General features: G+C 37.1%; 11 protein-coding genes. 2 read left to right on the forward strand and 9 right to left on the reverse strand.

From position 1 onward, the window contains the following. The first annotated feature begins 136 nt into the window (after nucleotides 1-136). Nucleotides 137-850: an SAM-dependent methyltransferase gene (locus B3I52_RS10390; RefSeq protein WP_293301019.1), complete on the forward strand. Its 714-nt coding sequence runs from the start codon at nucleotides 137-139 to the stop codon at nucleotides 848-850. Nucleotides 851-926: 76 nt separating this feature from the next. Here the strand turns inward: B3I52_RS10390 and B3I52_RS10395 are convergent, their stop codons facing one another. The 9 genes from B3I52_RS10395 to B3I52_RS10435 form a co-directional block, all read right to left on the reverse strand. Then, a complete protein-coding gene (locus B3I52_RS10395) occupies nucleotides 927-1,364 on the reverse strand; it encodes a hypothetical protein (protein ID WP_293301020.1) in 438 nt (145 codons plus the stop codon). Continuing rightward, complete coding sequence (locus tag B3I52_RS10400; RefSeq protein WP_293301022.1) at nucleotides 1,351-1,722, reverse strand: phage holin family protein; 372 nt, start codon at nucleotides 1,720-1,722, stop codon at nucleotides 1,351-1,353. Before B3I52_RS10400 ends, B3I52_RS10395 begins: the two co-directional genes overlap by 14 nt. 24 nt (nucleotides 1,723-1,746) lie before the next feature. Beyond that, nucleotides 1,747-2,013, reverse strand: coding sequence for a YtxH domain-containing protein (locus B3I52_RS10405; RefSeq protein ID WP_293301023.1), 267 nt, complete (start codon nucleotides 2,011-2,013; stop codon nucleotides 1,747-1,749). Nucleotides 2,014-2,208: 195 nt separating this feature from the next. Next, entirely contained in the window at nucleotides 2,209-3,657 is a 1,449-nt protein-coding gene (locus B3I52_RS10410) for a hybrid sensor histidine kinase/response regulator (RefSeq protein ID WP_293301025.1), read from the reverse strand. A gap of 11 nt (nucleotides 3,658-3,668) precedes the next feature. Beyond that, complete coding sequence (locus tag B3I52_RS10415) at nucleotides 3,669-4,079, reverse strand: response regulator (protein ID WP_293301026.1); 411 nt, start codon at nucleotides 4,077-4,079, stop codon at nucleotides 3,669-3,671. Beyond that, nucleotides 4,076-6,520 carry a PAS domain-containing protein gene (locus B3I52_RS10420; protein ID WP_293301027.1) on the reverse strand — a complete coding sequence of 815 codons (2,445 nt, stop codon included), beginning with the start codon at nucleotides 6,518-6,520 and terminating at the stop codon, nucleotides 4,076-4,078. Before B3I52_RS10420 ends, B3I52_RS10415 begins: the two co-directional genes overlap by 4 nt. A gap of 3 nt (nucleotides 6,521-6,523) precedes the next feature. Next, nucleotides 6,524-7,945 (reverse strand): sigma-54-dependent transcriptional regulator, encoded by a 1,422-nt coding sequence (locus B3I52_RS10425; protein WP_293301028.1) that lies wholly within the window; start codon nucleotides 7,943-7,945, stop codon nucleotides 6,524-6,526. Nucleotides 7,946-8,097: 152 nt separating this feature from the next. Continuing rightward, nucleotides 8,098-8,880, reverse strand: coding sequence for an enoyl-CoA hydratase/isomerase family protein (locus tag B3I52_RS10430; RefSeq protein WP_293301029.1), 783 nt, complete (start codon nucleotides 8,878-8,880; stop codon nucleotides 8,098-8,100). Between the two features lie 5 nt (nucleotides 8,881-8,885). Further along, nucleotides 8,886-9,305 carry a cobalamin B12-binding domain-containing protein gene (locus B3I52_RS10435; protein ID WP_293301030.1) on the reverse strand — a complete coding sequence of 140 codons (420 nt, stop codon included), beginning with the start codon at nucleotides 9,303-9,305 and terminating at the stop codon, nucleotides 8,886-8,888. Nucleotides 9,306-9,576: 271 nt separating this feature from the next. Here B3I52_RS10435 and glnS point away from each other — a divergent pair. Continuing rightward, a partial coding sequence (gene glnS / locus B3I52_RS10440) for a glutamine--tRNA ligase (protein ID WP_293301031.1) occupies nucleotides 9,577-10,562 on the forward strand: 986 nt, incomplete at its 3' end.

Here is a 10,562-nt window from a genome sequence, read left to right on the forward strand (position 1 = left end):
TTCGCCCTTTAAGTGCAAATTTCTGTATTAAAATTATGTCATCTATAAGAGCTGACAGAACTAAATTTGATACAGTAAGCGACTAGGCAAAACAGTTTGTTGTGCTGTATTGTTTTTATAAATTTTAATTTTGTGTATGAAGAAAGGCACACTGTTTCTAATTCCTGTTCCGCTGGCAGATAATGCTGCCCATAAATCTTGTACACCATTTTTGGTGGATACGATCAATAGTATCAAAACGTATATTGTAGAGAACGAAAAAACAGCCCGTAAATTTTTAAAGGAAGCTGGTTTAAAAACGCCACAAAGCGAATTAGTAATTCACGATTATGGAAAGCATAAGAGGGGAAGTTCGTTGGCTCCGTTTTTTAAAGAGCTAAACGAAGGTATAGATGTAGGTTTAATGAGCGAAGCAGGTTGTCCGGGAGTGGCAGACCCTGGAGCGGATATAGTTGCCGAAGCGCATAAAAGAAATATTAAGGTGGTGCCTTTAGTTGGCCCAAATGCAATGCTGCAAGCTTTAATGGCTTCTGGTTTTAGTGGGCAAAGCTATGCTTTTACGGGTTATTTGCCCATTGACAAGGGAGATAGGGCCAAACGAATTAAAGATTTGGAGCAGTTATCTCAACGCTATAGGCAAACGCAGCTTTTTATGGAAACTCCTTTTAGAAACAATCATTTGCTAGAAGATATTTTAAAGAACTGCCAGCCCAATACCATGCTGTGCGTAGCTTGCAATATCAATGCGGAGGATGAGTTTATTAAAACTTTGCCTATTAGTTTATGGCGTAAAGAAAAAGTAGATCTTCATAAGAAACCTACCGTATTTTTAATTTATAAGGGCAATTGATGTAAAGCTGATGGCGTAATTTGACGGCTTTGGCAACGCCATATTGCTATAATACAGTTTTGCACTCCGTACTAGTTTAAAAAGTTTCGCTATCTGGCGGAATACCATAATCAACAAAGTTTACCTCTGCTTTTTCTTTTTTAGGGGTAAAAAACGATTTTACTTTGCCAAAAAGGGCGGTTAAGCTTTCGGCATCTAAAGATTTGCCTATTTTGCCAGAAACCAATGCCGCAATGCTTTTGGTTAAGAAACCAGAGCCCCTAAATAGGGTTTTATTTAAAAAAAGAGGTAATAGTAGAGACATGATGCTCCCACTTAAATTAGTTTTTTCGTCTAACTTTAAGAAGTTTTTTGGGTTAATGAAGTCCTTAATTAAGTTAAAGGGCGAGAATTGCTTAATGTAAATTTTAGCATCTTCTTTTAGCTGTTTCTCTTTAAGTTCGCACTCGTTTTTAACACGGCTAATTTCTAAATGTAATTCTGCCAAGGATTTTATGTCTCTATGCCTCATCATCTTTATCTGCTATTTTATTAAAGTAGTTCCTAATAAACATGTTTACCAATATCTTCTCTATAATATTATCCTTGGTTAAGAAAACGATAATGGATATAAGTAAATAAAGGCCAGCCACGCAACCAAAACCTGCTACATAACTGCCAAATACCTCTGCAAGGTACAGCGCCAATGTAACTGTGCCCAATAAAAAGGCAAGTAGAAAACAAACTACTACTACAGTATTGGTAATGAGGTCGGCAAATAGTTTAGAACCTTTTTCTACCGATTTTAAGTGTAGGTAGTCCAAACGGGTATCTACATAGCTTTTCGCTTCAGAAACAAGTTCTTCGATGGTTTTTTCTTTTTTCTCTTCCATTATCGTTTTTCGGGGGTGTTTAGTCTATACGTGCTCTACTTCGTCAGAGTACTCTTCTTCAACATCACGAAGTTTGCTTTTGATAGAATTTACAACCTTGTCTTTTAAACCGCTCAAGTTGTTAATCTCATCGGCTGCTCTTTCTTTAATAGAATCGCCAAAGTCTTTTAACGATTGACCAAGTTTGTCGCGAGTGTCAGTACCCTTATCTGGTGCAAAAAGTATCCCTAACGCTGCGCCTGCAGCTAAACCAGCTAACAAGGCTACTACTACTTTTGAATTATCGTTCATGTTTTTATAGTTTTATGTTAAAAAATGAAATTATCTAATTTATAATATTATAACGGTGCATAAATACAAATTGTTTTAAGTATCTGCGATTTCCCTAAGTTAAAATACCCCTTGGGAAGTATCCTAATTTATTGAAAAAAAAGAGTTGTTACAAATCAAATACTGCCTTAATATTATTAATGACACCCAACAGACCTATTGTTTTGTGATAGGTATTTGTACAATAAATAAACTGCCTTTTTCTTGTGGTTTAAAAATGATGTTTCCATTATGCGCCAGTACGGTTCTCTCTGCTTCTGTTAAGCCTAGGCCATCGGCTTCTTTTTTGGTAGTAAAAAAAGGTTCGAAAATTTGTTGAGACAACTCATCGCTGATTCCTTTTCCATTGTCTTCTATCAAAATAGAGTAAAAGCCGCTGTCGTTAATGGTGCTAATATTTAATGTTTTAGGGTAGGTTTCCATGCTCTCTACTGCATTTTTGAGGATGTGTACCAGTGCTTTTTTAATTTGCTTCTTGTCTATAGAGAGATATGTTTCTGATGGAAGTATATCTTTTTCTAATACAATGCGATGGCCTATAATAAAATCTTCTATTTCTAGCAGTGCCTCTTCAATTAGTGAATTTATCCCTACTTTTTGAATTAATATAGGTTTGTTCTCGGTACTTGCAATAAAGTTTTTGGTGAGCTGGTTAATGCTTTCAATATTGGTTTTAATATTTTCTAAGTTAACCTGTAGAGTTTCGTTATAGGCTAGTTTTTCATCGGTGGTAAGTTCGTGTAAAATAAGGTTGATGGTAGATAGCGGGTTTCTAATTTCTTCAGAGAAGCCTTTGGCAATATGTTCAGTAATAGAGAACTTACTTTCGTGTATAGATTTTGTTTCTAAGCTTTTTCTATAAGTAAGGTCGTGTATAATGGTGTGGTAAACCTCCACCATGTTTTGTAAGTCTATTTGTAAAAACGAAGAGAGGCTACAAAAATAAACTTGTCCCTTGCTCGAAATCATTTGGCATTCAAAATCGCTCACAGCTCCTTTGGTTTCAAGTGTTTGTATAAAGTTTTCTCTATCTTCTTGGGTGTAAAATAAACTCCTATCGTTGGTGGCCAGCATTTCTTTGATATGGTAGCCAAAGAAATTTAATCCGGCGGTGTTAATGTCGTGTATTTTTCCGGTATAATCAGATATCAGAATCGGATCTTTTGCCTTATCGAAAATAATTTTGAATTTGTTCTCACTTTCTTTTAATGCGCTAAGTGTTTCGGCCTGTTTTAAGGCATAACGTAAAGCACGGTCTAGGGTGTCGGGCTCTATTTTGTCTTTAACTAAATAATCGGCCGCCCCCACGTTCATGGCTTCTTCATCAATTTTATAATCACCTTTTCCCGTAAGTATAATAATAGGTTCTTTTACGCCAGAAAGCACGGCTTCGTTTACAAGTTCTACGCCTGTGTGTTTGCCTAGCCTATAATCTACCAAATAGATATGGTGTTGCTGTTTTAAGATAGCATTTATGCCTTTTTCAAAGGTATCTACCCAAGATAGTTCGTATTTATTGGGCTGATTTATACGGCTGAAAATATCTTTGGTAATGATGTAGTCATCCTCATCATCATCAATTAATAAGACCTTTATTTTGCTCATATAATTTTATATTAGATGTTAAGCCATTTGTGAGTAATTGTACTGGTTATGTTTACCAAATCACTAAAAGATGCGGGTTTGGTGTAAAAATCATCGGCTCCTAATGCCATTACAGAATCTATATCATCTTTATTTTTAGAGGTTGACAGTACGATTAATGGTATATTTTTGGTTTGTGCGTTGTTTCTTAATATCTTGATTACGCTTCTGCCGTCTAAAACAGGCATGTTCAAATCTATAACTATAAGATGTGGAAATTTATTGTTGAGGAGTAGCTCTTGGACGTGTTCTAGTAGCAGTTTTCCATTATTTAGAAAGGTTACGGCAGTGTGTTCAATTTCTCCAAAAGCATCTTTAAGCATTAATGCGTCATCGGGATCGTCTTCGGCAATTAAAATTAGGGGTTGGTGTCCTGCTGTCATTTGTGGTGGTGTTTAAGCGGTAAAACTATAAAGAATGATGCGCCTTCTCCTTCTGTTCCCTGGGCATATATGAAACCAGTATGGTTTTCTATAATTTTTTTGCAAATGGCTAAGCCAATTCCGGTGCCTTTGTAAGCGGTTCTGGTATGCAGCCTTTGAAAAAGGTCGAATATTTTGCCTGCATAGCTTTCATCGAAACCAATGCCATTATCAGCAATTTTAACCACACAATATTTTTGGCTTGGCAAAGCCTTAATAACGGGTATGGCACTGCCCATGCTTATTTCTGAAGTAATAGCAATTATAGGTTTAACATTTGGCTTCACAAATTTAAGCGAATTACTAAGAATATTTTGGAAAACTTGTGCCAATTGGGGGGCAACGCCATCTACATTTTCATTTACGGCCAATGTAATTGTTGCGTTAGCTTTCTCTATGGTATAATCCAAATCGCTAATTACCTTACTTATTACTTCGTTTAAGCTTACCTTAACAAATTCGGTGGTATTGCGGGTAACTTTAGAAAAGGCCAATAAGTCATCAATTAATGTTTGCATGCGTTCTGCGGCGTTTTGCATGCGCTCAATATAATCCTGCCCTTCTTGGTTAATGTTTTCTGAGTATTTTGTTTTAAGACGATCGCCAAATGCTCTTATTTTTCTCAAAGGTTCTTGCAAATCATGCGAGGCTACGTACGCAAATTGTTCTAAATCTTTGTTAGAAACATTTAGTTCGTTTATTTTTTCTTCGAGTTTGCGCTGTGTTTCTTTTAGTTGCGTTACGTCTTGTGTATTGCCCAGAAACGAGTAGCCGCTTCCAATTTCATCTTCTTTAAATTTTGCTGTTGTAGATACGTATCTTATCTCGCCATTAGGCCTAATGATACGATAATTGGCCTTAAACGATGATTTACCTTGTTCGGATTGGGCAAATATTTTTTGCACTTCTTCAACATCTTCTGGATGTACAAAGTTTAAATAAGAATCTACGGTTACAATGGTAGAATGTGGCAGGTAACCATGAATATTGAACATCTCATCAGACCAAAAAAGATGCTGGTCTATACTGTGCCATTCCCAGCTGCCATTTTTTGCTACTGCTTCGCCTTCACGCAATAGCGTTTCATTTTTTCTAAGTTTTAGCGTAGCTTCTTTAAGCTCTGTGATGTCTTGTACGGTACCTACTAATTTTCTTTCCTGACTTGTAAAGTAGCCTTGATTTAGCACATATTTTTTTGTTCCTTTTGGGCTAACTATTTGATATTCTACCGCGAAATTAGTTTTGTTTTTAACCGCATTTGTAAGTTCTTTGGTAAGCTTTGGTCGGTATTCTGGCACGGCAATTTGCCCCACAATGGCAGGCGTGGGCTGAAAAGAATTGCTGTCGAAACCGTAGATGTTATAAAGTTCATCAGACCATTTATAGGTATTGGTTTCGAGGTCTAGCTCCCAACTACCTAGTTTTGATATTTTTTCGGCGTTAGCCAACAATCGTTCTCTTGCAATGAGGTTAGCGGTTAATAGCTTCTTTTCTTTTACTTCTACGTCTAACTTTTCAATAATGCGCTGTTCATTTCTTACCGTTTCTATATAATTAAGAATAATGCCAGCAAGCGGGACCAAATAACTGATAAAACGAAGGTAATGGGCTGCGCTATAATAAGCATCGAAAGCATTGATGCTTAAGGCCATAAATAGCTGCGCTAAAAGTAGGGGCACAATACTTAATATCAATAACTTAGAAAAAATGCTATGAAAACGCAGCATAAATTTAGGAAGGTAATAGACCGCCCAAACAAAGATGAAAACCAAGGGCAAAAAAGAAAAAACATCTATTTGAGACATTTGGCTCAGCACAAGGTTGCGTTTTAAGATAATGTCTGTATTGGCAATAGCTAGCACACAAGTAAAGCCTGCTAATACGCAAAAGGCTGCGGTGCGTTTAATAATTCTGCTTTTTTGCTGTAAACTCCGTAGGTTCTTTGATTTAATTTTTAGGTAAATAATGGTGCCAATAAGCAGTGTAAGCGAGTAAAACATTCTGTTTACCCACCATATAAAGTAAAGGTTTGCAGAAATATCTTGCTCTACGGTGTTTTCGTTTAAGATAAATAGGTAATAGGCATCTAATAGGGCAGAGATAAATAAGGTAATTCCAAAAAGGGTAATGGTTAGCTCTTTTCGGATCGTGTAATCTATCATGGCCAATATGCCAGTAAATAAAGCAGAAGCAATACCGAATGAAGTCCAAACGTTGGTATAGAAACTTTTTTCTACGTTAAAAAACAGAATATTTTCTGACGAACCTGATGAAAGCGAATATAATACGATTGGAAATATGGGTGCAATACAGAGCCCCATTACCACCCACAATATTTTCTTCGAAATATTGTAATGGTTTTTGAACTTTGTAGCCGCAGAATTTCTAAAAAAACTAAACACGTTTTACTTATTGTCGAGGTCTATAGCTTTCATTTTGTTGTAAAGTGTTTTCCTGTCTATATTTAAAATTTTTGCTGCTTTTGTTTTATTAAAATTTACTTCTCTCAATACTTTTAAAATGGTTTCGTATTCTGCTTCTAAAGCTGCGTTTTTTAAATCTCTAGGTTTATTACGACTGGTGTCTTCGGTAGCTGTTGCACCGCTTAAAGCCGAAACTTTGGCATAGGTAGAGATTTCTAATGGTAGCGCCTTTAGCTGTATTTCATCGGTTTCTGTTAATAAGGTAGCTCTACGCACTACATTTTTCAGTTCCCTAACGTTCCCCGGCCAATTGTAAGTTAAAAAGCAGTCTATTACTTCTTCAGAAAACCCCTTTACATTTTTTGATAATTCTTGATTGGCCAGTTGTAAAAAGTTTTCTGCAAAAACTAAAATATCTTTGCCCCTTTGGCTAATTGGCGGAAGGTTTATTGAAAACTCATTGAAACGGTGATAAAGGTCTTCCCTAAATTTACCTTTTGCAATAGCGTCTTGTAAATTTTCATTGGTAGCTACAATAATTCTTACGTCTAACTCAATCTCTTTGGTGCTGCCAATACGCTTTATTTTGCGTTCTTGTACTGTTCTTAATAAGGCGGCCTGAATGTCGTAAGAGAGATTTCCAACTTCGTCTAAGAATAAGGTTCCTCCGTTTGCCATTTCGAAATGGCCAATTTTTGTATAAAGTGCGCCAGTAAAAGAACCTTTCTCGTGACCAAAAAACTCACTTCCGGCTAATTCTTTGGTAAGCGAACCACAGTCCATGGCAACAAAAGGCTTATCTCTTCTTGGACTGTTTAAATGGACTGTTTTAGCAACAGATTCTTTTCCAGTACCGCTATCGCCCATTAGTATTACGCTATAAGAAGTTGGGGCAACCAACAAAATTTGTTTCATTAAATCTTTTGAAGCACTGCTTTGGCCAATTACAAACTCATCTGTAAATGAATAGCTCGCTGTTGGGGCTTTTGTTTTTTCTTGACTGCCAATGCTTTCAGTTCCGTTAATGCTTTCATTTAAGGCAATTTGGGTTTCAATAGCCTTGTTAATGGTGTTTAAAATCTCATCTGGATAGAGCGGTTTTGTAATATAATCATAAGCGCCTAGCTTTATCAGTTCTACAGCTAACTTAATATCAGAATAACCGGTAATAATAATTACACCAGTTTTTGGATAGTTTTCCTTGATTTTTACCAACATTTCCTTGCCGTCGGTATCTTCCAATCGATAGTCGCACAGAACCAAATCATAATGTTCTTTTGCCAGGTACTCCATAGCAGAAGTTCCACTGGTTGCACTCGAAACATCGAAAGAATTTCTGGTCAGAAATTTCGAAAGCAATAGTCCAATGTTTATTTCATCATCAACAATTAATATTTTCTTCATATTTTAGGCTAATTAGGTAGGTAAAGCGTTATTTATCAGCTAAAATATAGAAAAAAACGTGCGTGGGAAATTTTTTCTACACTTTTTATAAAAAAGATAAATAGAAGCAGTTTTAAGGTGATATAAAGATTTTAGGGTTAAATATAATTTTATTACGAGCCGTTGAATTTTGCTTTTCTTTTTTCTAAAAACGCTGCCGTTCCTTCTTTAAAATCGTTGGTATTAAAGCAATTTCCAAATTCTTCTATTTCGGTTTGGTAACCATTAAGTTTTGGGTTAAAGCCCGCATTTACAGCTTTTACCGCACTTGCGAGTGCCAATGGCGCCCTTAACTTAATTTTTTCAAGTATTTCATCGGCCTTTGCCAACAAATCTGCTTGGGCAACAACATGGTTAACTAAGCCTATTTGTTGTGCTTTTTCGGCCGTAATCATATCGGCGGTAAAAATCATTTCGAAAGCCAGGCCTTTACCCACTAACTGCGCCAAACGTTGTGTGCCGCCATATCCGGGTATTAAGCCTAAAGTAACTTCGGGCAATCCTAGTTTGGCATTTTCGCTGGCGATTCTAATGTGACAGGCCATGGCCAATTCTAAGCCTCCGCCCAGGGCAAACCCGTTTATTGCAGCAATTATTGGTTTGCTAGAGTTCTCTATTGCATCGAAAACATGATCATGCCCGTGCTTAGCTAATTGTTTGCCTTCTGCCGAGTTGTAGTTTTGAAATTCAGAAATATCGGCGCCTGCCACAAAAGCCTTTTCGCCGGCGCCTGTAAGTAAAATGGCATTAACCTGCTTGTTGGTTTGGGCAGTAGCTACGGCATGAGCTAATTCTGTTAATACCTCTTTGTTAAGCGCATTAAGCTTTTGAGGCCGATTGATAGTGATGTAAAGTATGTTGTTTTTAAGCTCTACTAGTAATTGTTGGTAAGTCATGACGATTAAAAATTTCGGTTTTCTACTACCCAGTTTTCGATATAGTTCACAATGTCTTTCATGGCGGAGCCCGGAGGGAAGAGCTCTCCCACACCAATTTTTTGCAGTTTTTTCATGTCCGAATCTGGAATTATTCCGCCACCAGTAATTAACACGTCTGTAAGCTCTTTTTGCTTCATAATTTCAATAAGTTTTGGAAAAACAGTCATGTGCGCACCAGATAATATGGAAATCCCAATGGCATCCACATCTTCCTGCAAGGCTGTGTTTACCACCATTTCTGGGGTTTGCCTTAAGCCTGTATAAATTACTTCCATGCCCGCATCGCGAAGAGAAGTAGCAATTACTTTTGCACCCCTGTCGTGGCCGTCTAGCCCTACTTTAGCCACAAGCACTCTAATGGGCCTATTTAATGTTTTGTTCATAGCTGGTGTACTTGACAAATGTAAATGTAGCAAAATAGTTTTTTGATTGCCTAGTTGTGTTGTAAGTTATGAGTTACAGGGGGTGAGGTTACTTCCAAAGTCTTTATTCCTTGCTCATTATTCTTTATTCTGAGCTTCTACATCCTTTAAAATACCCTAAATTTGGTTAACTTTGAAACTCGAACATCGCCACTCTAAACAGTCTCAAATTAAGTTTCGTTTGCGTTTGCCGATGTTTTTATTTTTTGAATTTTAACTTTTGAATTAATATATGAGCGAGGAAAAATCATTAAACTTTATAGAAGAAATTATAGAGAATGATTTAAAAAGTGGAAAGTACAAAACGTTGGTAACACGTTTTCCGCCAGAACCAAACGGTTATTTGCATATTGGCCATGCGAAGGCTATTTGCTTAAACTTTGGTTTAACACAAAAATACGGCGGCTATACCAATTTAAGGTTCGACGACACTAATCCGGTTACTGAAAAAACCGAATATGTAAACAGCCAGCAAGAAGATATTCAATGGTTAGGTTTTCAGTGGAAAAATGAATTGTATGCCTCTGATTATTTCGATCAGTTGCATGGTTATGCTGTACAGCTAATTGAGAAAGGTCTTGCTTATGTAGATGATAGCACAGCAGAAGAAATTGCACACCAAAAAGGTACGCCTACAACACCGGGTACCCCAAATCAATATAGAGAAAGAAGTGTAGCAGAAAATTTGGAGCTGTTTGCCAAAATGAAAGCTGGTGACTTTGAAGACGGCGCTCGTATTTTACGGGCCAAGATTGACATGGCTAGCCCAAATATGTTGATGCGTGACCCAATTATTTATCGTATTAAACATGCGGAGCACCATCGTACTGGTAACGCTTGGTGTATTTACCCCATGTACGATTTTGCCCATGGACAAAGCGATAGTATAGAAAACATCACCCATTCCATCTGTACTTTAGAATATGTTTCGCACCGCGAATTGTACGATTGGTTCATCGCCCAGTTGGGTATTTTTCCTTCTAAACAATACGAGTTTGCACGCCTAAATCTTACCTATACGGTAATGAGCAAGCGTAAATTGTTACAATTGGTTAACGAAGGTTTGGTTGCGGGCTGGGACGACCCCCGCATGCCTACAATAAGCGGTTTACGTAGAAGAGGCTATACGCCAGAAAGTATCAGGGAGTTTTGTGAACGTATTGGTATTGCCAAAAGGGAGAATTTAATTGAACTGAGCTTATTGGAGTTCTGTATCCG

Origin of the sequence: Pedobacter sp. UBA4863 (assembly GCF_002399615.1) — a bacterium.
In the GTDB taxonomy this organism is placed as follows: domain Bacteria; phylum Bacteroidota; class Bacteroidia; order Sphingobacteriales; family Sphingobacteriaceae; genus Pedobacter.